Genomic DNA, 24,699 nt, shown 5'->3' with positions numbered 1-24,699 from the left:
GGGGATGACTCTCGGCTGTGGGACGCCCGGCTTGTCCGTGTCTGGAAGGAGTACGTGTGACACCCGAGGAGATCCTGGCCTTTGACCGGGCGCACGTCTGGCATCCGTACGCCGCGCTGCCCCCGACGAACCCGCCGTACGTGGTGGAGAGCGCCGAGGGGGTGCGGCTGCGGCTCGCCGACGGGCGGGAGCTGGTGGACGGGATGTCGTCCTGGTGGGCGGCGATCCACGGCTACCGGCACCCGGTGCTGGACGCGGCGGCGACCGACCAGCTCGGCCGGATGAGCCACGTGATGTTCGGCGGGCTCACCCACGAGCCCGCCGTACGGCTCGCCCGGACCCTGGTCGAGCTGACCCCGGACGGCCTGGAGCACGTGTTCCTGGCCGACTCCGGCTCGGTGAGCGTCGAGGTGGCCGTGAAGATGTGCCTGCAGTACCAGCGGGCCGTCGGCCGACCGCAGCGGCGCCGGTTGGCGACCTGGCGGGGTGGCTACCACGGCGACACGTTCCACCCGATGAGCGTCTGTGACCCGGAGGGCGGCATGCACCACCTCTGGGGCGACGTGCTGCCCCGGCAGGTGTTCGCCCCGGTCCCGCCCGGCGGCTTCGACGACCCGCCCGACGACGCGTACGTGGCGGCGTTGGTGGAGACCGTCGAGCGGCACGCCGACGAACTGGCCGCGGTGATCGTCGAGCCCGTCGTCCAGGGCGCCGGCGGGATGCGGTTCCACCATCCGGGCTACCTACGGGTGCTGCGCGAGGTGACCCGGGCGCACGGGGTGCTGCTGATCTTCGACGAGATCGCCACCGGGTTCGGTCGTACCGGTGCGATGTTCGCCGCCGAGCACGCCGGGGTGACGCCGGACGTGCTGTGCCTGGGCAAGGCGCTCACCGGGGGCTACCTGACGTTGGCGGCGACGCTCTGCACCCCGGAGGTCGCCCGGGGCATCTCCGCCGCCGGCGTCCTCGCGCACGGACCCACGTTCATGGGCAACCCGTTGGCCTGCGCGGTGGCCAACGCCTCCATCGGGCTGCTGCGGGCCGGGGACTGGTCGGCCCAGGTGGCCAGGGTCGGCGCCGGCCTGCGCGCCGGCCTGGAGCCCCTGCGCGGTGCGCCCGGCGTGGCCGACGTGCGGGTGCTCGGCGCGATCGGGGTGGTCCAACTCGACCACCAGGTCGACCTCGGTGCGGCCACCGTGGCCGCCGCGGATCAGGGGGTGTGGCTGCGCCCGTTCCGCGACCTCGTCTACACGATGCCGCCGTACGTCACCGACGACGCCGACCTGGCCCGGATCACGGCCGGGGTGGCGGCGGCGGTGGCGGCCGGCTGAACCGCCGTCGTCAACGCACACCCGGGAGGCGGTCCGCCGCCCGGCAGGAGAGAGGGAGTACCGGATGGAGAGCTTCGGAACCCGGCTGCACCGGGCGATCGGCGAGCGGGGGCCACTCTGTGTGGGCATCGACCCGCATCCGGGTCTGCTGGCCGGTTGGGGCCTCCCGGACGACGTCTCGGGACTGGATCGGTTCGCGCGGACCGTCGTCGAGGCGCTCGGTGACCGGGTTGCGGTGGTGAAGCCTCAGTCGGCCTTTTTCGAGCGATTCGGATCCCGCGGAGTGGAGATTCTTGAGTCAACTATCCGACAGTTACGGAATGCCGGCTCGCTCGTTCTCCTCGACGTGAAGCGCGGCGACATCGGCTCGACGATGCGCGCGTACGCCTCCGCGTACCTCGATCCATCCAGCCCGATGTATGTCGACGCGGTCACCGCGAGCCCCTACCTCGGAGTCGGTTCGTTGGCGCCGATGTTCGAGTTGGCCGCCGAGCACGGCGGCGGCGTGTTCGTGCTGGCCCTCACCTCCAACCCCGAGGGCGCGGCCGTGCAGCAGGCCCGCACGGCCGACGGCCGCACCGTGGCGCAAACCGTGATCGACGAGATTTCCCAGCTCAACGAGGGTGCGACTCCGCTCGGAAGCTTCGGTCTGGTGGTCGGGGCGACCATCGGTGACACCGGTCACGACCTCTCCGGCGTGGGGGGTCCACTGCTCGCTCCGGGGCTCGGCGCGCAGGGTGCCGGTGCCGCCGATCTGCGTACCGTCTTCGGTTCGAGCCTCGCCTCGGTGCTCCCGTCGTACTCCCGGGAGGTGCTCTCCGCCGGCCCCGATGTCGACGCCCTGCGGGCCGCCGCGGACCGCGTGTTGGCCGACTGCCGGGCCGTCCTGCCTGCCCGGTGACTGACTGACGGGTCGGTCACCTTACGGTGATCATGCGGCCCCCACGTTGCCGAAAGCTCCGTTGGCCGCTAGTTTTCCCCGCGCTGGGAACCATGGACCCCTTGGTTCACAGCGACACCACGTTTCACAGATGCGGCGGTGCGCCCCGCCCGCCGCGATAGGGACCTGAGGAGAACTGGTGCCGCTCCCGTCACTGACCCCCGAACAACGCGCTGCCGCGCTCGAGAAGGCCGCGGAGATCCGCAAGGCCCGTGCTCAGCTGAAGGAGCAGCTCAAGCAGGGCAAGACCACTCTTGGTGCCGTCCTCGAGCGCGCCGAGAGCGACGACGTCGTCGGCAAGCTCAAGGTTTCGGCCGTCCTGCAGGCCATGCCGGGTATCGGCAAGATCCGGGCCACCCAGATCATGGAGAAGCTCAAGATCGCGGACAGCCGTCGCCTGCGTGGCCTCGGCGAGCAGCAGCGCAAGGCACTGCTTGGAGAGTTCGCCGCCAACTGAACCTGGCAGCGTGTAGAAACAAGCAGTGAGCACGGATGACGAGGCGCGCCCGGCTGCTCGGCTCACTGTCCTGGCTGGACCTTCGGGTTCCGGCAGGGAGAGTGTCGTCGAGCTGGTCCGGGCGCGTTCTCCGTCCGTGTGGATCCCGGTGCCGGCCACGACCAGGCCGCGCCGGGAGGCGGAGATCGACGGGGACGACCGCGTTTTCCTCGCCCCCGCCGAGTTCGATCGCCGGCTCGCCGCGGGCGAGCTGTTGGAGTGGTCCCGGATCGGCGCATACCGCCGGGGCACGCCGTACCCACCGCTGCGCGCCCGGCTCGACGCCGGGCAGCCGGTGTTGCTCCCGCTCGACCTGCCCGGCGCGGCGGTGGTGCGGGCCCGCCGGCCCGATGCGCGGCTGGTGCTGCTGGGCCCACCGGGGTACGAACCCGACCCCACCGTGGCGGCCGCCTTCACGCACACGCTGACCCACGACCGCACCGAGCGGGTGGTCGACGAGCTGGTAGGCTTACTCGGTTCTTCTTATCCGGATCCGGCCTGGTCGCGCGTGCGCGGCTGACCGCCGGCCGCCGTTGAGACTCAACACCGCGTGCGCGCGGCTCGAAAGACGCAGAGGTCAAATTCGTGGGATCCATCGCCAACCCCGAAGGCATCACCAACCCGCCGATCGACGAGCTCCTCGAGAAGACGACGTCGAAGTACGCGCTCGTCATCTTCGCCGCCAAGCGCGCGCGCCAGGTCAACGCCTACTACAGCCAGCTCGGCGAGGGCCTGCTGGAGTACGTCGGCCCGCTCGTCGAGACCACCCCGCAGGAGAAGCCCCTCTCCATCGCCATGCGCGAGATCAACTCGGGCCTGCTCACCGCCGAGCCGACCGACCAGCCGTAAGCACTCGCCGGCCGATGTCCGCCTCGATCGTCCTCGGGGTCGGCGGCGGCATCGCCGCCTACAAGGCGTGTGAGCTGCTGCGACTCTTCACCGAATCAGGTCACCGGGTCCGGGTCGTGCCGACCGCGTCGGCGCTCCGGTTCGTCGGGGCGCCGACTTGGGCGGCACTCTCCGGCCAGCCGGTCGCCGACGACGTCTGGACCGACGTGCACGAGGTGCCGCACGTCCGGCTCGGTCAGCAGGCCGACCTGGTGGTGGTCGCACCGACCACCACCGACCTGCTCGCCAAGGCCGCGCACGGGCTCGCCGACGACCTGCTGACCAACACCCTGCTGACCGCCCGCTGTCCGGTGCTGCTGGCCCCGGCCATGCACACCGAGATGTGGGAGCACCCGGCCACCGTGGCCAACGTCGCCACGCTGCGCTCCCGGGGGGTCCGGGTCATCGAACCGGCAGTCGGGCGGCTCACCGGCGTCGACACCGGCAAGGGTCGGCTGCCCGACCCGGCGGAGATCTTCGCCGTCGCCCGTCGGGTCCTGGCCCGAGGTGCCTCCGCCCCCGCCGACCTGGCCGGCCGCCGGCTGGTCGTCACCGCCGGTGGCACCCGGGAGCCGCTGGACCCGGTCCGCTTCCTGGGCAACCGCTCCTCCGGCAAACAGGGGTACGCGTTCGCCCGCGCGGCGGTCGCCCGAGGCGCCCGGGTCACCCTGATCGCGGCCAACGTCTCCCTCGCCGACCCCGCCGGCGTCGACCTGATCCGGGTCGGCACCACCGCCGAGTTGCGGGAGGCGACGTTGAAGGCCGCGGTCGAGGCCGACGCGGTGGTGATGGCGGCGGCTCCGGCCGATTTCCGGCCGGCGGCCTATGCGCCTGGCAAAATCAAGAAGTCGGACGACGGTGTCGCGCCCACCATCGAGCTCGTCACGAACCCGGACATCGCGGCGGAGCTCGGCCAGCGCAAACGACCGGAGCAGCTGCTTGTGGTGTTCGCCGCCGAGACCGGCGACGCCGAGGCCAACGGCCGAGCGAAACTCGCTCGGAAGCGGGCCGACCTGATCGTCGTCAACGAGGTCGGTCCCGACCTGGTCTTCGGCGCCGACACCAACACGGTGACGGTCATCGGCGCGGACGGCTCGGTCAGCCGGCTGCCCGAGCAGGCCAAGGAAGCCGTGGCCGACACCGTCTGGGATCTCGTCGTGGCGCGGCTGCCCGTCCGCTCCTGACGGGTGGAACGGAGCGCGACCGGTCCCTGCACCGGCCGCAGTGGTGATTAGACTGCCGCGGAACGACCTCACACGCTTAGGAGTGCCGTGACACGCCGCCTCTTCACGTCCGAATCGGTCACGGAAGGCCACCCGGACAAGATCGCCGACCAGATCAGCGATGGCATCCTCGACGCGTTGCTGACCGAGGATCCGCACAGTCGGGTCGCGGTGGAGACCATGATCACCACTGGCCAGGTGCACATCGCCGGTGAGGTGACCACCAAGGCGTACGCGGACATCCCGACGATCGTCCGCCGCACCATCCTCGACATCGGCTACGACTCGTCGAAGAAGGGCTTCGACGGCGCGTCCTGCGGCGTCAGCGTCTCCATCGGCGCACAGTCCGAGGACATCGCACAGGGCGTGGACAACGCCTTCGAGCTGCGGACCGGGGCGTCGGAGAGCGCGCTGGACGCGCAGGGCGCCGGCGACCAGGGCATGATGTTCGGCTTCGCCTGCTCGGAGACGCCCGAGCTGATGCCGTTGCCGATCGCCCTCGCCCACCGGCTGGCCCGCCGCCTGGCCGCCGTGCGCAAGGAGGGCACGATCCCCTACCTGCGGCCGGACGGCAAGACCCAGGTGACCATCGAGTACGAGGGGCTGCGCCCGGTCCGGCTGAACACCGTGGTCGTGTCCAGCCAGCACGCCGCGGACATCTCGCTGGACTCGCTGCTCACTCCCGACGTGCGTGACCACGTGATCGCCCCGGAGTTGGAGAGCCTCGGCCTGGACACCGACGGCTACCGGCTTCTGGTCAACCCGACCGGCCGGTTCGAGATCGGCGGCCCGATGGGCGACGCCGGCCTGACCGGCCGCAAGATCATCGTTGACACGTACGGCGGGTACGCCCGCCACGGCGGCGGCGCGTTCTCCGGCAAGGACCCGTCCAAGGTGGACCGCTCCGCCGCGTACGCCATGCGCTGGGTCGCCAAGAACGTGGTCGCCGCCGGTCTGGCCGAGCGGTGCGAGGCGCAGGTCGCCTACGCCATCGGCAAGGCCCACCCGGTGAGCCTGTTCATCGAGACGTTCGGCACCGAGACCGTGCCGGTCGCGTCGATCGAGAAGGCCGTCACCGAGGTGTTCGACCTGCGTCCGGCCGCGATCATCCGGGACCTCAACCTGCTCCGCCCGATCTACCAGCAGACCGCCGCGTACGGCCACTTCGGCCGGGAGCTGCCGGACCTCACCTGGGAGAGCACCGACCGGGCCGCCGACCTCAAGTCGGCCGCGGGAGCCTGACCGCCACCAAGCGCAGCGACCGGCGACCCGCGGACGGGTCGCCGGTCGCGCGCGTCTGCGTGGACGTCGGCCTGGCGCACCTGGACCGGCCGTTCGACTACCTGGTGCCGGCGGAGCTGGACGAGGTGGCGGTGCCCGGTACCCGGGTGAAGGTGCGCTTCGCCGGGCAACTCGTCGACGGGTGGCTGCTGTCGCGCGCCGACGACTCCGGGCACACCGGCCGCCTCGCGTACCTGGAGAAGGTCGTCTCGCCGGAGCCGGTGCTGGCGCCCGAGATCGCCCGGCTGGCCCGCGCGGTCGCCGACCGGTACGCGGGCAGCCTCGCCGACGTGCTCCGGCTCGCCGTCCCACCCCGGCACGCCCGGGTCGAGAAGGAGCCCCGCGACGACGGCACGTCCGTTCCACCGGACGCCGACACCCTCGACCCGCCCGCCGCCGAACCCTCGACCGCGCGGCCGGGGCACACCGCGTCCGCGACCGTGCGGCCCGAGACCGTCGACCCGACGGCCGTCGACCCGACGGCCGTAGACCCGACGGCCGTAGACCCGACGGCCGTAGACCCGACGGCCGTAGACCCGACGGCCGTCGACCCGGCGGCCGACCCGGTCGACCCGCGCGGGTGGCGGGACTACCCGACGGGTCCGGCGCTGCTGCGGGCGCTCACCGATGGCCGGACGCCCCGCGCGGTCTGGTCGGCGTTGCCCGGCGAGGACTGGGCGGCCCGCTACGCCGACGCGGTGGCCGCCACCGTCGCCGGCGGGCGTGGCGCGGTGGTGGTGGTGCCCGACGCCCGCGACCTCGACCGGCTGGACGCCGCGCTCACCGGCGTGCTCGGCCCGGGGCGGCACGTCTGCCTCTCCGCCGCCCTCGGTCCGGCCCGGCGCTACCGGGCGTTCCTCGCCGCCCGTCGCGGGCAGGTGCCGGTGGTGATCGGCACCCGGGCGGCGATGTTCGCCCCGGTGGACCGGCTCGGCCTGGTCGCCATCTGGGACGACGGTGACGACCTGCACTCCGAGCCCCGGTCGCCGTATCCGCACGCCCGCGACGTGCTGCTCACCCGCGTCCAGCTCGCCGAGGCCGGCGCGCTGGTCGGCGGGTACGCCCGCACCGCCGAGGCGCAGTTGCTGCTGGAGACCGGCTGGGCGCGGGAGGTGGTCGCCGACCGGGCCACCGTGCGGGCCCGGATTCCGGCCATCGCGCCGACCGGCGACGACCCGCAACTGGCCCGCGACCCGGGGGCCGCCACCGCCCGACTGCCCAGCCTGGCCTGGACGGCCGCCCGCGACGCTCTCCGGCAGGACCTGCCGGTGCTGGTGCAGGTGCCCCGTCGCGGCTACCTGCCGTCGATCTCCTGCGCCGAGTGCCGCACCCCGGCCCGGTGCGAGCACTGCTCCGGGCCGCTCGCGCTGCCCTCGGCCGGCGGCACCCCGGCCTGCCGGTGGTGCGCCCGGGTGGCTGCCGCGTACGCCTGCCCGCAGTGCGGTGGGCGGCGGCTGCGGGCCGCGGTGACCGGCGCCCGGCGGACCGCCGAGGAGCTGGGTCGGGCGTTCCCCGGCGTGCCGGTGCGCACCTCGGGGCGCGAGGAGGTGCTGACCGACGTGCCCGGCGGCGCCGCCCTCGTGGTGACCACGCCCGGCGCCGAGCCGGTCGCTGCGGGCGGCTACGGAGCGGTGCTGCTGCTCGACTCGTGGGCTCTGCTGACCCGGGCCGACCTGCGCGCCGGTGAGGAGGCGTTGCGTCGCTGGCTGGCGGCGGCGGCCCTGGCCCGCCCGGCACCCGCGGGCCGGGTGGTGGTGGTCGCCGACGGTGCGCTCGCCCCGGTGCAGGCGCTGTTGCGCTGGGACGCCGCCTGGTTCGCCGGCCGGGAGTTGGCCGAGCGTCGGGAGTTGGGCTTCCCACCGGCCGTCCGGATGGCGAGCGTCACCGGCGCGGCCGAGGCGGTGGCCGACCTGCTCGCCGCGGCCCGGCTGCCCGACGACGCCGAGGTGCTCGGGCCGGTGCCGGCCGAGGAGGGCCGGGAGCGGATGCTGGTCCGGGTGCCCCGGGCGCGGGCTGCGGCGCTCGCCGAGGCGCTGCACTCGGCCGCGGGTGTGCGCGCCGCCCGCAAGGCCGCCGATCCGGTTCGTCTCCAGGTCGACCCGCTGAGCCTGTTCTGAGCGGTTTCGGGGGGGCGTCGGCGGGCGACGGGCCCGGCCCGCGCGGTTGGTCCTCGCACACCGCGTCCGACAGGGCGGTGGCGGCGGAGTGGTAGCATCGCCCGTCATGCCAAGGCGTACGACGGCTCCAGGTTGCGACGGAGCGTCACAGGCGCCGTGCTGGGGGCCGCCGCAGGATGGCGCGACGATGGCGGGAACGCGTCGGTCGGACGCGATGTCGATGATGTCTTTGAGCCGGTGAGCAGGGGTGGACCAGTCGTGACCGTTGGACAATCGATCGTCTTCAACGGCGACCTCGGCAGCGGCAAGAGCACCGTGTCGGTCGAGATCGCCAAGCGGCTCGGCATGCGCCGGGTCAGTGTGGGTGACCTCTACCGGGAGATGGCGCAGCAGCGGCAGATGACCGCTCTGCAGCTCAATCTGCACGCCGAGCTCGACCAGGCCGTCGACGGCTACGTCGACCAGCTCCAGCGGAACATCGCCGCCTCCGGTGAGCGCCTCGTCATGGACTCCCGGCTGGCCTGGCACTTCTTCACCGACGCGCTCAAGGTTCACATGATCACCGAGCCGGGTGAGGCGGCCCGCCGGGTGCTGGCCCGTCCGTCCGGGCCGGCGGAGAGCTACGCCTCCCTGGAGGAGGCCAAGGCCAAGCTCCGGGAACGCAGCGCGAGCGAGCGCAGCCGGTTCATCGTCCGGTACGGGGTGGACAAGGCCCGACTGCGTAACTACGACCTGATCTGCGACACCACCCGTGCCTCGGCGGCCGAGGTGATCGAGCACATTGTCGCCGCGTACGAGGGCACGCTCGGCGCCGAGGTGCTGCGCGACGGGCCGCCGCTGCTGCTGCTGGACCCGGCCCGCGTCTACCCGACCGAAGACATTGCCACCCTGCGGGGTCTGTGGGACACCGACTTCGTCGGCGACGTGGCCGAGGCCGGCGACGAGGCCCTCGAACCGCTGAAGATCGGGTTCACCGGCGAGTACTTCTTCGTCGTCGACGGTCACCGTCGGCTCAGCGCCGCCCTGCAGAACGGGTTCTCGCTGGTCCCGGCCCAACTGGTCGCCGAGGTCGACGAGCCGGTGGTGGGTGGGATGAGCGCGATCGACTACTTCGCCGCCCAGGTGCGCCCCGGCCTGATCTACGACTGGGAGGCGGCCCACAAGATCCAGCTGCCGCTACCCGAGCCGGCGCTGCTGCGCGGTGACGCGGTGCTCGCCGGGGACCCGGCCGCCGGCGCCTGAGCCCAGCGATGGGCCGGGCCAGCACGCGGGGTGCGCGCCGGCCCGGCCACCTGTTCGGTCGGTGCGTCGAGGCGATGCCTCAGCCGAGGACCACGCCGGAGGCGCCGACGCCGGCCATGCCGGAGAAGATGTCCTCGTAGTAGAACCGCCAGGCGCAGGTCCGACCGGTGGGGACGTAGCCGGTACAGGCCACCGAGGTGTTGGTGTCGTCGATGGCGGTGTTGGTCCCGGTCGCCCAGACCTGGAGGGTGTTCGCCGCGTTCACGATCTCCACCGGGCCGCCGCTGTCACCCTGACCGACGGCGTTGGTGCGGAGGGTGCTCTCGGCCTGCACCTGACCGCAGACCGTGCCGAAGTTGCGCACGTTGATGCACAGGTTGCGGGCCTTCACCTGGATCGAGCAGCGGGTGCCGGAGTACGCGCCGGAGGTGCAGACCCAGTTGCCGACCTGGCTGGCCGTCGCGCCGATCACCTGGTTGTTGAACTCACTGACCACCTGGCCGGCCGCGTTGGTGCTGTTGTTGAAGACCCGGCCGCCGCCGCTGCCGTTGAGCAGCAGGGTGTCGGTGCTGACGTTGCGGGTGCCGACGGTGCCGATCGTCTGCCCGGTCGGGTCGGTCGCCAGGACGTTGAGGTTGGCGCAGTGCGCGGCGGAGAGCACCCGCGTCACCCCGCCCTGGTAGACGCCGAAGCCGGTCGAGCAGCCACCGCCGGTCGCGGTGTTGCGCCACGCGGCGCCACCCCACCACGGCGGGCTGTCGTCCCACCGGGTGGCCGGCGCGGCGGCGACCCCGGTCTGCACGGTCACCGGGACGCCGGCGAGTGCCGACGCGCCGAGCAGACCGTCCTGGGTGCCGACGAGCAGGCCGGCGCCGTCGGCGCGAGGCCCGACCGTGGTGATCTGGTTGCCGACCTTGGCCCGCAGCCGGTCGGCCGCGGCGACGAGTTCCCGCTGCGAGTACGGGGCGGACAGCACCTTGGTGGCGACGGTGGCCCGGGTGGTGGCCACCAGGTTGGCCGGCGGCTCGCCCTTCCAGTAGACCTGGAGGTGCCGGGTGGTGGGATCGGCGACGATTCCGGCGAAGCCGGAGTTCGCGCTGCGCTCGGCGGCGTTCGTGATCCGCGCGGCGGCGGTGTTCATGCGCTCCTGGAGCCGGAGCAGCTCCGACCAGGAGGCGAAGCCGCCGGGCACCGGTGTGCTGTCGACGAACGAGCCGGCGGTGGCGGCCTTGCCTCCGGGTGCGGCGGTGGCCGGTGCGGCGGTCACGCCCGCGGCGAGCAGCGTGAGGCCGAACGCGGCGACGGCGACGCGCCGCAGCAGCGACGGAGACCGCCGGACGGTCAGATGTGGACGGATCATCAGGTACCTCTTCCCCCAGGGGTAGTGGAGCGGGCCGAACCCGCACCAGGAAGGTGGCACGGGACGTCGGCGCCGCGAGACGGATCCTGGACGGGGCTGGACACCACCGGACAGCGCCGGACGGTCCACTGTCCGACGTGGAACTGTCAGACATCGGCGCTCGCCTATCGACCGGCGCTGGGGCGGAATTAGCCTGCCCGTGCGCATCCGGGGCGGCCGGGTGACCGGGGGGTGGGAGCCGCATGTCCGACCAACGGGTACCTTCCGGTCGATCGGCGGCACCGGGATCGTCCGCGGCGTTCGAGGTGACCCACGCCGCCGCCGAGGCGCAGACGTTGCAGGAACTGGCCGGGCTGCTGCGCCAGTTGCGCCGTCGGGAAGCCCGGCAGCAGGGCGAGACCCAACTGACGTACCGGCAACTGGCGGCGAAGACCGGCTGGTCGCGCGGGATCATCGGGGAGTACTTCGCCGGCAACATCCTGCCTCCGCCGGAGCGGTTCGACGCGCTCATCAGGCTGCTCGGTGCCGCCCCTGCCGAGCAGGGGGCACTGGCCACGGCACGGGACCGGGTCGAGGAGCGCCGCCGAAGTCCGAACCGGGACCACGCGACGACCGGACGGGCGAGTGCCGGGGCCGGACGGGCCAGGGCCGGCGCCCCACGCCCCGGTACGCCGTCGGCCCGCTTCCCGGTGCCCCGCCAACTGCCCCCGGCGCTGCCGGGATTCGTCGGGCGTGCCGCCCAGCTCGCCGAGCTCGACGCCGCGTGTGCCAGCCCCGGCGGGTCCGGGGACGACAGCATGGCGCCGGGCACCGTCCTGACGTTGTCCGGCACGGCCGGGGTCGGCAAGACGACGCTCGCGGTGTACTGGGCGCACCGGATCGCCGCCCGTTTCCCGGACGGCCAGCTCTACGTCGACCTGCGCGGGTTCGACTCCTCCGGGGTGGTGGTGACTGCCGTCGAGGCGGTCCGGGGTTTCCTGGAGGCCCTCGAGGTGCCGCCCGAACGAATCCCCACCCACCTCTCCGCGCAGGTGGGCCTCTATCGCAGTCTGCTCGCCGGTCGCCGGATGCTGGTGCTGCTCGACAATGCCCGCGACATCGACCAGGTCCGTCCCCTGCTGGTCGGCAACCCGAGCTGCCTGGTCCTGGTCACCAGCCGCAACCGGCTCGCCGGTCTGATCGCCGCCGACGGCGCCCGCCCGATCGGCGTCGGCCTGCTCAGCACCGTCGAGGCCTGGCAACTGTTGGGCCGGCGGCTCGGCGCGGACCGGTTGGCGGCCGAACCGCGGGCGGTGGACGAGATCATCGAGCGGTGCGCGCGGCTGCCGCTGGCGCTGGCGGTGCTCGCCGCCCGGGGCGCGGCGAACCCCGCCTTCGGCCTGGCCGCCCTCGCCCACGAGCTGCGGGAGGCGCCGCACCCGCTGGACTCGTTCGACGGTGGCGACGCCGGCAGCGACGTGCAGGCGGTCTTCTCGTGGTCGTACCGGAGCCTCACGCCTGCGGCGGCGCGTCTGTTCCGGCTGTTCGGCTGCCATCCGGGGCCGGAGATCGGGGTCGCCGCGGCGGCCAGCCTGGCCGGGCTGCCCCGGGGCCAGGTGCCTCGACTGCTGGCGGAGCTGGCCCACGCCCACCTGGTCACCGAGCAGGCCCCCGGGCGGTTCGGCGCACACGACCTCCTCCGGGCGTACGCGGCGGAGCTGGCGGAACGCCTCGAACCGGCGCAGGCCCGGCGGGCGGCGATCCGGCGTGGGCTGGACCACTACCTGCACACCGCCCACGCGGCGGCGTTGCTGCTGCAACCGGGCCGGGATCCGGTCGCTCTGGCCGCCGCCCCACCGGGTGTGCTGCCCGAGGAGATCACCGACCACGGTCAGGCGCTCACCTGGTTCACCATCGAGTACCCGGTGCTGCTGGCGGCGGTCGCACACGCGAGACGTGCCGGGTTCGACGGGCACGCCTGGCAGTTGGCCTGGACACTCGTGGATTTCCTGCAGCGTCGGGGGCGGTGGACGGACCTGGCGGTCGCCCAGCGGGCCGCCCTGGCCGGGGCGCGGCGCGCGGGTGACCGGCTGGGGCAGGCGAACGCCCACCGCGACCTGGCCCGGGTGCTCTCCCGGCTGGGCCGGGTGGACGAGGCGGCCCGGAACTACCGCCAGGCCCTGGTGATCTTCGAGGCGTTGGGTGACCACACCGGGCAGGCGCGCACCCACCGGGCGTTCGGCGCGATGCTCGACGGGCTCGGCCGGTACGCCGAGGCGCTGGACCACGGCCAGCGGGCCCTGGCGCTGTACCGGGCCGCCGGTCATCCGGCCGGGGAGGCCAGCGCCCGCAACGCGGTCGGTTGGGCACACGCCCAGCTCGGCCAGTACGGGCCCGCGCTCGCGCACTGCGAGCAGGCGTTGGTGTTGCTGCGTCCGACCGGGGACCGGCACGGTGAGGCGAACACCTGGGACAGCCTCGGCTTCATCCACGCCCGGCTGGGTGACCACCGCGCGGCGATCCGCTGTTACCAGCGGGCGCTCGGGTTGTACCGGCGGGTCAGCGACCGCTACGACGAGGCGGACACCCTGGCCCGCCTCGGCGAGAGCCGAGACGCGGCGGGGGACACGGCGGGCGCCGTCCGCACCTGGCGGCGGGCCCTGGGCATCCTCGACGATCTCGGTCACCCCGACGTCGAGCGGGTACGTGACCTGCTGAGCCGGGCGACGCCCAGGTGCTCGGCGTGGGGCTGACGCTCCGCACGGGCCGCCCGGACGTCGGCGAGGGGCCGGGGCCGGGCGCGCTCGGCCGGTGCCCGGCGGCCGGCCGGTGACGCTGGGCACACCTGCGGTGGCCGATCGAGGTACGCCGGCCAGCGCGCGGCCGGGCACTCCGTAGACTGGTACGTGACGCCCATCCACCTGTCGAAGGAGCCATCCCGCGTGACCGTTCAGCCCATCCGTCTGTTTGGGGATCCGGTGCTGCGCACGCCGGCCGATCCGGTGGTCACCTTCGACGCCGAGCTGCGTCGGCTCGTGGCCGACCTGACCGACACGATGCGTGAGCAGAACGGCGCCGGCCTGGCCGCGCCGCAGCTCGGCGTGAGTCTGCGGGTGTTCACCTTCGACGTCGACGACGTGCTCGGGCACCTGATCAATCCGGTGCTGGAGTTTCCGGACGAGGAGGAGCAGGACGGCCCGGAGGGCTGCCTGTCGATTCCCGGCCTCTACTTCGACACCAAGCGTCGGCAGAATGTCATCGCGAAGGGCTTCAGCTCCTTCGGTGACCCGGTGCAGATCGTCGGCACCGGCCTGATGGCGCGTTGCGTGCAGCACGAGACCGACCACCTCGACGGGGTGCTGTTCCTGGACCGGCTGGACCAGGAGGGGCGCAAGGAAGCCATGAAGGCGATCCGTCAGGCCGACTGGTACGACGCGGCGGCCCCACCCACGGTCAAGCTGAGCCCGCACATCAGCGACCCCTTCGGTCTGGGTCGGTGACCCCGATGCGTGTGCTCTTCGCCGGTACGCCGGCCGTCGCCGTTCCCGCCCTGGCCGCCGTCGCCGCGTCGCAGCACGACCTGGTCGCCGTGGTCACCCGGCCGGACGCGCCCGCCGGGCGTGGGCGTGGCCTGTCCCGCTCCCCGGTCGGCGAGTGGGCCGACGCGCACGGCGTCGAGGTGCTCACGCCGGAGCGCCCCCGCGACCCCGAGTTCCTCGACCGGCTGCGCGAGCTCGCACCGGACTGCGTGCCGGTGGTCGCCTACGGCGCGCTGGTGCCACCGGCCGCCCTGGAGATCCCCCGGTACGGCTGGATCAACCTGCACTTCTCGCTGCTGCCGGCGTGGCGGGGCGCGGCTCCCGTGCAGCACGCCGTGCTGCACGGCGACGAGCTGACCGGGGCCAGCGTCTTCCAGCTGGAGGAGGGTCTGGACACCGGCCCGGTCTACGGCACCCTCACCGACGAGATCCGGGCCGCCGACACCTCCGGTGACCTGCTGGAACGGCTCGCCGAGTCCGGTGCCGGGTTGCTCGTGGCGGTGCTCGACGCGATCGCCGACGGCACCGCCCGCGCCGAGCCGCAGCCTGCCGACGGGGTGTCGCTGGCGCCGAAGCTGACCGTGGACGACGCCCGGGTCCGCTGGGGTGACCCGGCGTTCGCCGTGGACCGCCGGATCCGGGCCTGCACGCCGGCCCCGGGCGGCTGGACCACGTTCCGGGGCGAGCGGGTGAAGCTCGGCCCGGTCGTGCCGGTACCCGACGGCCCCGAGTTGAAGCCGGGGGAGCTGCTGGTGGAGAAGTCCCGGGTGTTGGCCGGCACGGCGACCGTGCCGGTGCGCCTCGGTGAGGTCCGCGCCGCGGGCAAGCGGGCCATGGGCGCGACCGACTGGGCGCGCGGCGTCCGGGTCGGCGCCGGAGAGGACTTCGCGTGACCGCCCCGGAAGGCACCCGTCCGACCCGCTCCGGCCCGCCCCCGGGTCGTGGCGGGGACCGCCGGCCGGTCCGGCCACCACTGGACCGCCCGCGCCGTGCGGCGTACGAGGCGGTGGCCGCCGTGCACCGCGACGACGCGTTCGCCAACCTGGTGCTGCCCATCATCCTGCGGGAGGAGGGGCTGTTCGGCCGGGACGCGGCCTTCGCCACCGAGCTGACCTACGGCACCCTGCGCAACCTGGGCACGTTGGACGCGATCCTGACCGACGCCGCCGGCCGGGACGTGGCCCGGATCGACCCGCCGGTCCGCGACGCGCTGCGGCTCGGGGCGTACCAGCTCCTGCACACCCGGGTGCCGGCGCACGCCGCGGTGTCGTCGACAGTCGACCTGGTCCGTTCGGTCGCACCGGGCGCGACCGGCTTCGCCAACGCGGTGCTGCGCGAGGTGTCCAGCCGGGACGCGGACGCCTGGGTGGCGAAACTCGCCCCACCGATGGAGACCGACCCGGTCGGGCACCTGGCGTTGGCGTACAGCCATCCGCAGTGGATCGTGCGGGCCTTCTCCGAAGCGCTCGACGGCGATCTCGGTGAGACGGCCCGGCTCCTGATCGAGGACAACGAGCGTCCCCCGGTGCACCTGTGCGCCCGGCCGGGCCTGATCGACCCGATCGAGCTGGCCGACCAGGTCGGTGGGGCGCCCGGCGCCTTCTCGCCGTACACCGTCTATCTGCCCGGCGGTGCGCCGGGCGACATCCCGGCGGTGGTCGACGGCCGTGCCCACGTCCAGGACGAGGGTTCCCAACTGGTCGCGGCGGCACTCGCCGACGCGCCGCTGGACGGCCCGGACGGGCGGTGGTTGGACCTGTGCGCCGGCCCGGGCGGCAAGGCCGGCCTGCTCGGCGCGTTGGCCGCGCAGCGTGGCGCGCGGGTGACCGCGGTGGAGGTGGCCGAGCACCGCGCCCGGCTGGTCTCCCTGGCCACCCGCGACCTGCCGGTGACCGTGCTGGCGATGGACGGCCGTGACGTGGGCGCCGACCCGAAGCTGCCGGAGCAGCACTTCGACCGGGTGCTGGTGGACGCTCCCTGCACGGGGCTGGGCTCGCTGCGGCGTCGGCCGGAGTCGCGGTGGCGTCGCGAACCGTCCGACCTGCCGCCGCTGACCCGGCTGCAACGGGAGTTGCTGGGCGCGGCGTTGCGGGCGGTCCGCCCGGGTGGTCTGGTCGCCTACGTGACCTGCTCGCCGCACACCGTCGAGACGCACGTGACGGTGACCGAGGCGGCCCGCCGCAGTGGTGTCGCGGTGGACTTCGTCGACGCCCGACCGCTGCTGCCGGCCGGCATGCCCGGTCTGGGTGACGGGCCGACGGTGCAGCTCTGGCCGCACCGCCACGGCACCGACGCGATGTTCCTCGCCGTCCTGCGGCGAGGCTGACGGGGCTCACGTCCGGCCGGTCACCCGACCGGCCGGACGTCGGACGCTCAGGTGACCGGGAGCCCCTTGGTGCCGGCGTTGCGCATCGAGCGGGTCAGGTTCCGGTCGGAGATCCAGAGGAAGCACTGCACGCCGCGGTTGCCGTTCTTCCACTCCTCCTCGTACGGCTGGTAGAAGATCGTGCCGGCGCGGAACTCGAGCTGGGAGTTGTCCGGCACCTTGGCGTACCTGGCGATCATCGTCTGGCAGGCCCGGTGGGTCTTCTTCACGGTGCGGGAGAACTCGGCGAAACTGACCGCCGGGGCCTGCCAGACCCCGACGAACTCGGCGTGGTGCTTGGCCGTGCAGGAGACCGGCAGCATCTCGTCGATGTCGTCCTTGACCAGCTTGGGGTTGAAGCAGCGGTACGCCAGCGGTGCCGCGCCGGACAGCGCGCCCCGGAGGCTGCCGGTGCGCGGGCCGACGGTGGTGTCGTCGATGCTGGCGATCTCGGTGACGTCGCAGCGGTACCACCGGGCGCCGCCCGCCCAGGCCTGCGGCGACGGCAGCACCACGGTCAGGCCGATCCGCCCGGAACGCCAGTCGGCGCCCAGCGCCTTGTTGACCTCCGCGTCGCACCCGGCCTGCGCGGCCCGCATGCCCGCCGAGCCGGGCTGCGGGGGCGTGCCGGGCTGGGCGTTCGGGCCGGTGAGCGTGCCGACGTGCATGGTCTCGACCAGATGCGATTCGGTGCACGCCGTCGGGTTGTAGCCGGTCAGGAAGCCGACCTGCTGAGAGGTCAGGTGGCAGACGTCGGCGGCGGGCACGAACTGCTGCGCCGCGACGGGTGCCGGCCAGTCGTCCACGAGGTCGGTGTCGACTCCGGCGGGTGCGCTGCACCCGGTCAGTACCAGGGCCAGGGCCGCACCCCCGGCGTACGCCGCCCACCACCGTCGCATCGCTGACCTCCCGCCACTGTGGCCTCCGGCCGGACCCCGCCGGTCGGTAGCGCCACGGCGCAGCAGCATACGGCACCCATCCTCAGATGGCGGGCAGTCCCTCGGGGCCGGCGCCGCGCATCGAGCGGGTGAGTTTGCGGTCGTCGCTCCACAGGAAACAGCGCACGCCACGGTCGCCCTCCTCCCACTCCCGTTGTGACGGCGGGTAGTAGATGGACCCGGCCCGGTACGGGAGGTCCTTGTTGTTCGGCACGGCCGCGTACGCGGCGATCAACTCCATGCAGCGCCGGTGCGACTGCGCGGCGGACCCGCTGAACTCGGCCCAGGTGGCGTCGCGTTCCTGGTAGACGCCCACGAACTCGGCGCGGTGCGGCTCGGTGCAGAGCACCGGCGCCATGTAGTTGAGGTTGTCGCCGATCAGCTTGGGGTCGAAGCAGCGGTGGGTCAGCGGGCTGTCGCCGATCAACGCGCCCCGCAGGCTGCCGGTGCGGTTCACCGGGCGGGTGTTGTCGATGCTGCCGGTCTCGCTGAGGTCGCAGCGGAACCAGCGCGCGCCGCCGGCCCAGGCCGGTGCCGACGGCAGCGCCAGGGACAGGGTGAGCCGGGCGGTGTGCCAGTCGCCGCCGAGCACCTCCCGGGCCCGTTGGTCGCACTCGGCGCGGGCCGTGCGCAGCGCCGCCGATCCAGGCTCCGGCCGGGTCTCGGTCAGCGCGTCGGGCCCGACGAAGGTGCCGACGTGGATGGCCTCGGCGAGGTGGTTGCGCGCGCAGTCCACCGTCTCGTAGGTGCTGGCCTGCACGACGCCGGTGATCCGGGGCAGGCAGGTGTCGGTGGCGGGGGTGAACGGCGTCGGGTCCCGAAGCGCCGGCCAGTCGTCGGTGAGATCACCGTCCGCGCCCCGCGCCGGCGAGCAGCCGGCCAGCAGCATCGTCGTGACGCCGGCCAGCGCCAGCGCTGGAAGCCACCGTCGCATCGTCCGCCCTTCCGGGAGCTGGCGGCCGGTCACCGCGCCCCGCGGCGAAACCCCGGCGGGCGTGCGCCCTTCGGCACCGTCCCGCTTGGAGTGTCGTCGCGTTTCCGTCGATCGGCCAGCCACTCATGTCTGTTCGTCCGGATTCGGCAGTCCGGAGCGCCTAATTCTGCACCACTGGTCACTGTCGCATCACAACGCGTCGGAGTTGGTGCCGCGCTGCGGGTCGCGCGTGACCGCGTTCGTACACTGGCCCCGTGACCGTACCGCCGCCGATCGTCGCGCCGAGCATCCTGGCCGCCGATTTCGCCCATCTCGCCGAAGAGGTCCGTGCCGTCGAGGACGCCGCGGACTGGTTGCACGTCGACGTGATGGACAACCACTTCGTGCCGAACCTGACCATCGGGTTGCCGGTGGTGCAGAGCCTGCGGGCGGTCACCGCGATGCCGTTCGACGTGCACCTGATGATCGAGGATCCGCGCCGGTGGGCGCCCGGTTACGCCGACGCGGGGGCGTACAACGTCACCTTCCACGCGGAGGCGGCCGACGACCCGGTGGCGCTGGCCAAGGACCTGCGCTCGGCGGGTGCGAAGGCCGGCCTGGCCATCGACCGGGACACTCCGATCGAGCCGTATCTGGACCTGCTGCCCAGCTTCGACACCCTGCTGATCATGACGATCAAGGCCGGTTTCGGTGGGCAGCGGTTCATTCCACAGTTGCTGGAGAAGGTGCGTGCCGCCCGCCGGCACGTCTCGGCCGGGCACCTGGAGCTGCGCATCGAGGTGGACGGCGGGATCGCCGCGGACACCATCGAGCAGGCGGCCGCCGCCGGCGCCGACGCGTTCGTGGCCGGCACCGCCGTGTACGGCGCCGCCGACCCGGCGGAGGCGGTACGACACCTGCGGGCGCTGGCGGAACGCGCGGCTCCCGGGGCCTGAGGTGGAACCCGAGGTCGACCGCAAGGACATCATCCTCGTCGTCGACGACGACGCGGACATCGCTCGTTTCGTCGAGTTCAACCTGCGGCTGCACGGCTTCGAGGTGATCCACGCCAGCGACGGCCAGGAGGCCCTGGAGGTCATCGAGCGTCAGCGACCGGACCTGGCGGTGGTCGATCTCATGATGCCCCGCATCGACGGGCTGGAGTTGACCCGGCGGCTGCGCGCCGACCCGATGACCTCCGCCCTTCCGGTGATCATGCTGACGGCCAAAGGGATGACTGTCGACAAGGTGCACGGGCTCAGCGCCGGCGCCGACGACTACCTGGTCAAGCCGTTCGACACCGCCGAGCTGGTGGCCCGGGTCTCGTCCACCCTGCGCCGCAACAAGGAGTTCCGGGAGGTCTCCCCGCTGACCGGGCTGCCCGGCAACAGCCGGATCCGGCGGGAGATCAGCGACCGGGTCCGCAACGGCGTGGACTACGCCGTCGGCTACGTCGACATCGACCGGTTCAAGAGCGTCAACGACCGGTACGGCTTCGTGCGGGGCGACGACTTCATCTCCGCGCTGGCCCGGAGCCTGCACCGGGCGGTGGTGGGCGTCGGGCTGCCACCGGCCTTCCTCGGTCACGTCGGCGGCGACGACTTCGTCATCGTCTGCGCACCGGACCAGGTGCGCCCACTGACGTCCCGGGCGGTCGTCGACTTCGAGAATGCGGCCGACACGCTCTACGACCCGACCGACCGGGAGCGCGGTTTCGTCGAGCTGAAGGACCGGCGCGGCACCATCCGCCGCGCCGCCCTGGTCACGCTCTCCATCGGGGTGTCCCTCTCCGACGCCGGCAAGCGGTTCACCGACCCCCTGGAGGCGATCGCGGTGGCCTCGGAGATGAAGACGGTGGCCAAGAGTCAACCGGGGTCGTACGTCGCGGTGGACCGGCGCCGTGGTGTCACGTGAGCATGACGGCCCTGTGAAGTAGCTCGCCTAGGTGGCGACGCGCGCCCTTTTGCATGTAACACTTTCCTGTACCCACCACGCGCTGGCGGGACTCGGTGAAATTCCGAACCGGCGGTGATCCACGGTCCAACCGTGGTCAGCCCGCGACCCGGACGGCTCTGCTGCCCGGTGGACCTGGTGAAAATCCGGGGCCGACGGTTGGGAGCGGTTCGTCCGCTCCCAGACAGTCCGGATGGGAGACAGCGCGCGGGACGGACGGGTCCGAGCCGGCCGCTGGCTTCAGCGTGCCGCGCCGACCCTCCGGGGGCGGCTGTGCCGTTCCCGGAATCCGTGGGCGGCTCGCGCCGTTCCCGGATCCGCCACCGCCTGCCCGCGGCCCCATGGCCGCAGCCTCCCTGACCGCCGCGCGCGGACCGGCGAGTGAGAGGGCAGGGCAGGGCGATGGCCAGCGTCTCCGTCGACGAGGCGATGCGGCGTGCGATCGAGTTGGCGGCACGCGGGCTCGGCACCACCAGTCCCAACCCCGTGGTCGGTTGCGTGCTGCTCGACGAGGACGGCCAGGTCGTGGGCGAGGGCTTCCACGCGTACGCGGGCGGGCCGCACGCCGAGATCGTCGCGCTGGCGCAGGCCGGGCGACGCGCCAAGGGCGGCACCGCAGTCGTCACCCTGGAACCATGCGATCACACCGGTCGCACCGGCCCCTGCAGTTCCGCGCTCGTCCAGGCCGGTGTCTCCCGGGTGGTCATCGCCGTACCCGACCCGAACCCGGTCGCGTCCGGGGGCGCCGCCACGCTGCGCGCCGCCGGGGTCCGGGTCGACCTGGGGGTACGCGGCGAGGAGGCCGAGGCCGGCAACGTCGCGTGGCTGACCTCGATGCGCCGCGGCTGGCCGTATGTCATCTGGAAGTACGCCGCCACGCTCGACGGGCGCTCCGCCGCGGCGGACGGCACCAGCATGTGGATCACCTCGGAGGCGGCCCGGATCGACGTGCACGCGCTGCGCGGCACCGTCGACGCGGTGCTCGCCGGGGTGGGCACCGTCCTCGCCGACGACCCCCGGTTGACCGCCCGCAACCTGCGCGACGGCAGCCTGGCCATCCGGCAGCCGCTGCGGGTGGTCGTGGACAGCTCGGGGCGTACCCCGGCGGACGCCCAGGTCCGCGACGGCGCCGCGCGGACGTGGATCGCGACGGCCGACGAGGTCGGCGCCGACCCGGACGGCCGGGTCGACCTGTCGGCGCTGCTCGCGGCGCTGCACCAGCGCGGGGTCCGCGCGGTGCTGCTGGAGGGCGGCCCCCGACTGGCCGGCGCGTTCCTGCGGGCCGGCCTGATCGACAAGATCGTCGGGTACGTGGCGCCCCGGTTGCTCGGCGCCGGACCGACCGCCCTGGTCGACGCGGGAGTGACCACCATCGCCGAGGCCATCGATCTGGAGTTCGTCGACGTTACGCAGGTCGGTCCGGATCTCCGGATCACCGCTTTGCCCCGCAAAAGGGAGGGCTGACATGTTCACCGGCATTATCGAGGAGTTGGGCGACATCGTCCGGGTCACGGCCACGGCGGGCGATTCCGCGCGTGTCGCCGTGCGCGGTCCGCTCGTCACGTCCGACGCCCGGCACGGCGACTCCATCGCCGTCAACGGCGTCTGCCTGACCGTCGTGGACGTCACCGACGGGGTCTTCACCGCCGACGTGATGGGCGAGACGCTGCGCCGCTCCGCGCTGGGCGCGTTGAACGTCGGCGACCCGGTCAACCTGGAGCGGGCCGCCGCCCTCGGCAGCCGGCTCGGCGGGCACCTGGTGCAGGGCCACGTCGACGGCGTCGGCGAGGTGATCTCCCGGGAGCCGGCCGAGCAGTGGGAGACCGTCCGGTTCCGCCTGCCCGCCGCGCTGTCGCGGTACGTGGTGGAGAAGGGCTCGATCACCATCGACGGCGTCTCGCTGACCGTGGCCGAGGTGGGCGCGGACGAGTTCGCCGTCGGGTTGATCCCGACCACGCTCGCGCTGACCACGCTCGGCGCCAAGGGTGTCGGCGACCCGGTCAACCTGGAGGTCGACGTGCTGGCCAAGTACGTCGAGCGGCTGCTCGGCGACCGGCTGACCGACGCTCGCCCGACGGCCTCGACCCTGGGCGAGGTGGCCTGATGGGTCCGCTCAGCTGGCTGCTGGACGCCCAGGTGCAGGTGGCCGGCTCGCCGGTGCTGCTCCGGGAGATCGTCGGCAACGCCTTCGGGCTGGTCTCCGCGCTGCTCGGGCTGCGCCGGCTGGTCTGGGCGTGGCCGGTCGGCATGGTCGGTAACGCGCTGCTGCTCACCGTCTTCCTCGGCGGGGTGTTCGCCACCCCGCAGGAGCACGACCTGTACGGGCAGGCCGGCCGGCAGGTGTTCTTCTTCGCGGTCAGCGTCTACGGCTGGTGGCGCTGGCAGTCGAACCGTCGCGCCGACGCCGGTCAGGCGGCGGTCGTCCCGCGCTGGGCCACCGGGCGGGAGCGGCTGATGCTGCTGCTGGCCGCGGTGGTCGGCACCGCCGCGGCGTACCCGGTGCTCAAGGCACTGGGCTCCTGGGGTCCGCTGCCCGACGCCTGGATCCTCACCGGCAGCCTGCTGGCCACCTACGGCATGGCTCGTGGCTGGGTGGAGTTCTGGCTGCTGTGGATCGCGGTGGACGCCGTCGGCGTGCCGCTGCTGCTGCGTGGCGGCTTCTATCCGTCGGCGGTCATGTACCTGGTCTACGGCGCCATCTGCGCCTGGGGCTTCGCCGCCTGGTGGCGCACCTCGCGCGCCACCCGACCGGCCCCGGTCCGTCCCACCTACACGGAGGCCGTCGCATGAGCGAGCGGAGCGAGCGAATCAGCAGGTTCAACGCCGTGGTGGGTCATGACGCCATGGAACGAAGTGGAGTGGCGGCATGACCAGTTTTGGGAGCATCGAGCAGGCGATCGCGGAGATCGCCGCCGGCCGGCCGGTCGTCGTGGTCGACGACGCCGACCGGGAGAACGAGGGCGACCTGATCTTCGCGGCCGAGCTGGCCACGCCGGAGCTGATGGCGTTCATGGTGCGCTACACCTCCGGGTACGTCTGCGTGGCGTTGACCGAGAGCGAGGCCGACCGCCTCGACCTGCCGCCGATGCACCACACCAACCAGGACCGGCGGGGCACCGCCTACACGGTGACCGTGGACGCCCGGGAGGGGGTCAGCACCGGCATCTCGGCGGCCGACCGCGCGCACACCAGTCGGCTGCTCGCCTCGGCGGCGACCGACCCGACCGACCTGTCCCGGCCCGGACACGTGGTGCCGCTGCGCGCCCGCGAGGGCGGGGTGCTGCGGCGGCCCGGGCACACCGAGGCGGGGATCGACCTGACCCGGCTCGCCGGTCTGCGCCCGGCGGGCGTGCTCTGCGAGCTGGTCAACGACGACGGCACCATGATGCGGGTGCCGGACCTGGAGAAGTTCTGCGCCGAGCACGGCCTCACGCTGATCACCATCGCCGACCTGGTCGCCTACCGGCGGCGTACCGAGAAGCAGGTCGAACTGGTCGCGGACGCCCGGATGCCCACCCGGCACGGGGTGTTCCGGGCGCTCGGCTACCGGGCGGAGCACGATCCGGCCGAACACGTCGCCCTGGTGCTGGGTGACCTCGGCGACGGCCAGGACGTGCTGGTCCGGGTGCACTCGGAGTGCCTGACCGGGGACGTGTTCGGCTCGCTGCGCTGCGACTGCGGGCCGCAGTTGGACGCCGCGTTGGCCCGGGTCGGCCGCGAGGGCCGGGGCGTGGTTCTCTACGTCCGCGGACACGAGGGGCGCGGCATCGGGCTGTTGCACAAGCTGCAGGCGTACCAGTTGCAGGACGCCGGCCGCGACACCGTCGACGCCAACCTCGACCTGGGCCTGCCGGCCGACGCCCGCGACTACGGCACCGGCGCCCAGATCCTCTACGACCTCGGCGTGCGCTCGATGCGCCTGCTGACGAACAACCCGGCCAAGCGGGCCGGGTTGGAGGGGTACGGGCTGACCATCACCGGCCGGGAGGGGCTGCCGGCCGGCGCGCACCCGGAGAACCTGCGCTACCTGCGCACCAAGCGGGACCGGATGGGTCACCTGCTGGACGAGTTGGACGAGGTGTCCGAGGCGCCGCTGGGGCGCCCGGTCGCCAACGACGAGATCGGAGCATGACG

The 24,699-nt window shown here is 73.2% G+C and carries 22 protein-coding genes and 1 riboswitch; of the genes, 19 read left to right on the top strand and 3 right to left on the bottom strand.

Annotation, left to right across the window (positions count from 1 at the left end; all coding sequences use genetic code 11):
- Positions 1–56: 56 nt before the first annotated feature.
- The 9 genes from AB0C01_RS00340 to AB0C01_RS00300 all read left to right on the top strand — a co-directional run bounded on the left by AB0C01_RS00340 (position 57) and on the right by AB0C01_RS00300 (position 9,518).
- Complete coding sequence (locus tag AB0C01_RS00340) at positions 57–1,331, top strand: adenosylmethionine--8-amino-7-oxononanoate transaminase (RefSeq protein ID WP_357569839.1); 1,275 nt, start codon at positions 57–59, stop codon at positions 1,329–1,331.
- A gap of 64 nt (positions 1,332–1,395) precedes the next feature.
- Entirely contained in the window at positions 1,396–2,232 is an 837-nt protein-coding gene (gene pyrF, locus AB0C01_RS00335) for an orotidine-5'-phosphate decarboxylase (RefSeq protein ID WP_357569838.1), read from the top strand.
- A gap of 178 nt (positions 2,233–2,410) precedes the next feature.
- Entirely contained in the window at positions 2,411–2,728 is a 318-nt protein-coding gene (gene mihF, locus AB0C01_RS00330) for an integration host factor, actinobacterial type (RefSeq protein ID WP_030335662.1), read from the top strand.
- A 25-nt stretch (positions 2,729–2,753) separates the two neighbouring features.
- On the top strand, positions 2,754–3,287 hold the full coding sequence (locus AB0C01_RS00325) for a guanylate kinase (RefSeq protein ID WP_357254839.1): 534 nt from the start codon (positions 2,754–2,756) through the stop codon (positions 3,285–3,287).
- A gap of 65 nt (positions 3,288–3,352) precedes the next feature.
- Complete coding sequence (rpoZ, locus tag AB0C01_RS00320; RefSeq protein ID WP_030335666.1) at positions 3,353–3,616, top strand: DNA-directed RNA polymerase subunit omega; 264 nt, start codon at positions 3,353–3,355, stop codon at positions 3,614–3,616.
- Between the two features lie 14 nt (positions 3,617–3,630).
- Complete coding sequence (coaBC, locus tag AB0C01_RS00315; protein WP_357569837.1) at positions 3,631–4,839, top strand: bifunctional phosphopantothenoylcysteine decarboxylase/phosphopantothenate--cysteine ligase CoaBC; 1,209 nt, start codon at positions 3,631–3,633, stop codon at positions 4,837–4,839.
- Positions 4,840–4,926: 87 nt separating this feature from the next.
- Entirely contained in the window at positions 4,927–6,120 is a 1,194-nt protein-coding gene (gene metK / locus AB0C01_RS00310; protein ID WP_357254843.1) for a methionine adenosyltransferase, read from the top strand.
- A 59-nt stretch (positions 6,121–6,179) separates the two neighbouring features.
- Positions 6,180–8,276, top strand: a complete 2,097-nt coding sequence (locus tag AB0C01_RS00305) for a primosome assembly protein PriA (RefSeq protein WP_357569836.1) — start codon at positions 6,180–6,182, stop codon at positions 8,274–8,276.
- A gap of 258 nt (positions 8,277–8,534) precedes the next feature.
- The gene (locus tag AB0C01_RS00300; RefSeq protein WP_357254846.1) at positions 8,535–9,518 is read left to right on the top strand and encodes an AAA family ATPase; all 984 of its coding nucleotides are present in this window, start codon (positions 8,535–8,537) and stop codon (positions 9,516–9,518) included.
- A gap of 79 nt (positions 9,519–9,597) precedes the next feature.
- On the opposite strand, the gene AB0C01_RS00295 is transcribed toward AB0C01_RS00300, so the two are convergent.
- Entirely contained in the window at positions 9,598–10,878 is a 1,281-nt protein-coding gene (locus AB0C01_RS00295) for a hypothetical protein (RefSeq protein ID WP_357569835.1), read from the bottom strand.
- A 242-nt stretch (positions 10,879–11,120) separates the two neighbouring features.
- On the opposite strand from AB0C01_RS00295, the gene AB0C01_RS00290 reads away from it, so the two are divergent.
- From AB0C01_RS00290 to AB0C01_RS00275, 4 genes are all read left to right on the top strand, one after another.
- Positions 11,121–13,610, top strand: a complete 2,490-nt coding sequence (locus AB0C01_RS00290; protein ID WP_357569834.1) for a tetratricopeptide repeat protein — start codon at positions 11,121–11,123, stop codon at positions 13,608–13,610.
- Positions 13,611–13,799: 189 nt separating this feature from the next.
- Positions 13,800–14,357: a peptide deformylase gene (def, locus tag AB0C01_RS00285; RefSeq protein ID WP_357254853.1), complete on the top strand. Its 558-nt coding sequence runs from the start codon at positions 13,800–13,802 to the stop codon at positions 14,355–14,357.
- Between the two features lie 5 nt (positions 14,358–14,362).
- Complete coding sequence (gene fmt / locus AB0C01_RS00280; protein ID WP_357254855.1) at positions 14,363–15,289, top strand: methionyl-tRNA formyltransferase; 927 nt, start codon at positions 14,363–14,365, stop codon at positions 15,287–15,289.
- Positions 15,244–16,722, top strand: coding sequence for a transcription antitermination factor NusB (locus tag AB0C01_RS00275; RefSeq protein WP_357375585.1), 1,479 nt, complete (start codon positions 15,244–15,246; stop codon positions 16,720–16,722). Before fmt ends, AB0C01_RS00275 begins: the two co-directional genes overlap by 46 nt.
- A 47-nt stretch (positions 16,723–16,769) precedes the next feature.
- Here the strand turns inward: AB0C01_RS00275 and AB0C01_RS00270 are convergent, their stop codons facing one another.
- Positions 16,770–17,660, bottom strand: coding sequence for a septum formation family protein (locus tag AB0C01_RS00270; RefSeq protein ID WP_357569833.1), 891 nt, complete (start codon positions 17,658–17,660; stop codon positions 16,770–16,772).
- 82 nt (positions 17,661–17,742) lie between these two features.
- Positions 17,743–18,633 carry a septum formation family protein gene (locus AB0C01_RS00265; protein ID WP_357254859.1) on the bottom strand — a complete coding sequence of 297 codons (891 nt, stop codon included), beginning with the start codon at positions 18,631–18,633 and terminating at the stop codon, positions 17,743–17,745.
- 254 nt (positions 18,634–18,887) lie between these two features.
- Here AB0C01_RS00265 and rpe point away from each other — a divergent pair, with 254 nt between their 5' ends.
- The 6 genes from rpe to AB0C01_RS00235 all read left to right on the top strand — a co-directional run bounded on the left by rpe (position 18,888) and on the right by AB0C01_RS00235 (position 24,697).
- Positions 18,888–19,568 carry a ribulose-phosphate 3-epimerase gene (rpe, locus tag AB0C01_RS00260; protein WP_357254861.1) on the top strand — a complete coding sequence of 227 codons (681 nt, stop codon included), beginning with the start codon at positions 18,888–18,890 and terminating at the stop codon, positions 19,566–19,568.
- A 1-nt stretch (position 19,569) separates the two neighbouring features.
- Complete coding sequence (locus tag AB0C01_RS00255; RefSeq protein ID WP_357254863.1) at positions 19,570–20,526, top strand: response regulator; 957 nt, start codon at positions 19,570–19,572, stop codon at positions 20,524–20,526.
- 77 nt (positions 20,527–20,603) lie between these two features.
- A riboswitch (FMN riboswitch) is annotated at positions 20,604–20,774 on the top strand.
- Between the two features lie 193 nt (positions 20,775–20,967).
- On the top strand, positions 20,968–22,029 hold the full coding sequence (gene ribD, locus AB0C01_RS00250; RefSeq protein WP_357254865.1) for a bifunctional diaminohydroxyphosphoribosylaminopyrimidine deaminase/5-amino-6-(5-phosphoribosylamino)uracil reductase RibD: 1,062 nt from the start codon (positions 20,968–20,970) through the stop codon (positions 22,027–22,029).
- 1 nt (position 22,030) lies between these two features.
- Entirely contained in the window at positions 22,031–22,669 is a 639-nt protein-coding gene (locus AB0C01_RS00245) for a riboflavin synthase (protein ID WP_357569832.1), read from the top strand.
- Positions 22,669–23,355, top strand: a complete 687-nt coding sequence (gene pnuC, locus AB0C01_RS00240; protein ID WP_357254869.1) for a nicotinamide riboside transporter PnuC — start codon at positions 22,669–22,671, stop codon at positions 23,353–23,355. The genes AB0C01_RS00245 and pnuC overlap by 1 nt, the downstream gene beginning before the upstream one ends.
- 76 nt (positions 23,356–23,431) lie before the next feature.
- On the top strand, positions 23,432–24,697 hold the full coding sequence (locus AB0C01_RS00235) for a bifunctional 3,4-dihydroxy-2-butanone-4-phosphate synthase/GTP cyclohydrolase II (RefSeq protein ID WP_357569831.1): 1,266 nt from the start codon (positions 23,432–23,434) through the stop codon (positions 24,695–24,697).
- Positions 24,698–24,699: the final 2 nt, after the last annotated feature.

The organism is Micromonospora sp. NPDC048905, from assembly GCF_040649655.1.
In the GTDB taxonomy this organism is placed as follows: Bacteria; Actinomycetota; Actinomycetes; order Mycobacteriales; family Micromonosporaceae; genus Micromonospora.
This window is presented reverse-complemented; position numbering and strand designations above follow the sequence as displayed.

Excerpts from the sequence above, each read along its gene's own strand:
- coaBC (WP_357569837.1), top strand. The coding sequence starts at position 3,631 with ATGTCCGCCTCGATCGTCCTCGGGGTCGGCGGCGGCATCGCCGCCTAC.
- AB0C01_RS00235 (WP_357569831.1), top strand. The coding sequence starts at position 23,432 with ATGACCAGTTTTGGGAGCATCGAGCAGGCGATCGCGGAGATCGCCGCC.
- AB0C01_RS00290 (WP_357569834.1), top strand. The coding sequence starts at position 11,121 with ATGTCCGACCAACGGGTACCTTCCGGTCGATCGGCGGCACCGGGATCG.
- ribD (WP_357254865.1), top strand. The coding sequence starts at position 20,968 with ATGGCCAGCGTCTCCGTCGACGAGGCGATGCGGCGTGCGATCGAGTTG.
- pnuC (WP_357254869.1), top strand. The coding sequence starts at position 22,669 with ATGGGTCCGCTCAGCTGGCTGCTGGACGCCCAGGTGCAGGTGGCCGGC.
- AB0C01_RS00245 (WP_357569832.1), top strand. The coding sequence starts at position 22,031 with ATGTTCACCGGCATTATCGAGGAGTTGGGCGACATCGTCCGGGTCACG.
- pyrF (WP_357569838.1), top strand. The coding sequence starts at position 1,396 with ATGGAGAGCTTCGGAACCCGGCTGCACCGGGCGATCGGCGAGCGGGGG.
- AB0C01_RS00295 (WP_357569835.1), bottom strand. The coding sequence starts at position 10,878 with ATGATCCGTCCACATCTGACCGTCCGGCGGTCTCCGTCGCTGCTGCGG.
- AB0C01_RS00265 (WP_357254859.1), bottom strand. The coding sequence starts at position 18,633 with ATGCGACGGTGGCTTCCAGCGCTGGCGCTGGCCGGCGTCACGACGATG.
- AB0C01_RS00270 (WP_357569833.1), bottom strand. The coding sequence starts at position 17,660 with ATGCGACGGTGGTGGGCGGCGTACGCCGGGGGTGCGGCCCTGGCCCTG.
- fmt (WP_357254855.1), top strand. The coding sequence starts at position 14,363 with ATGCGTGTGCTCTTCGCCGGTACGCCGGCCGTCGCCGTTCCCGCCCTG.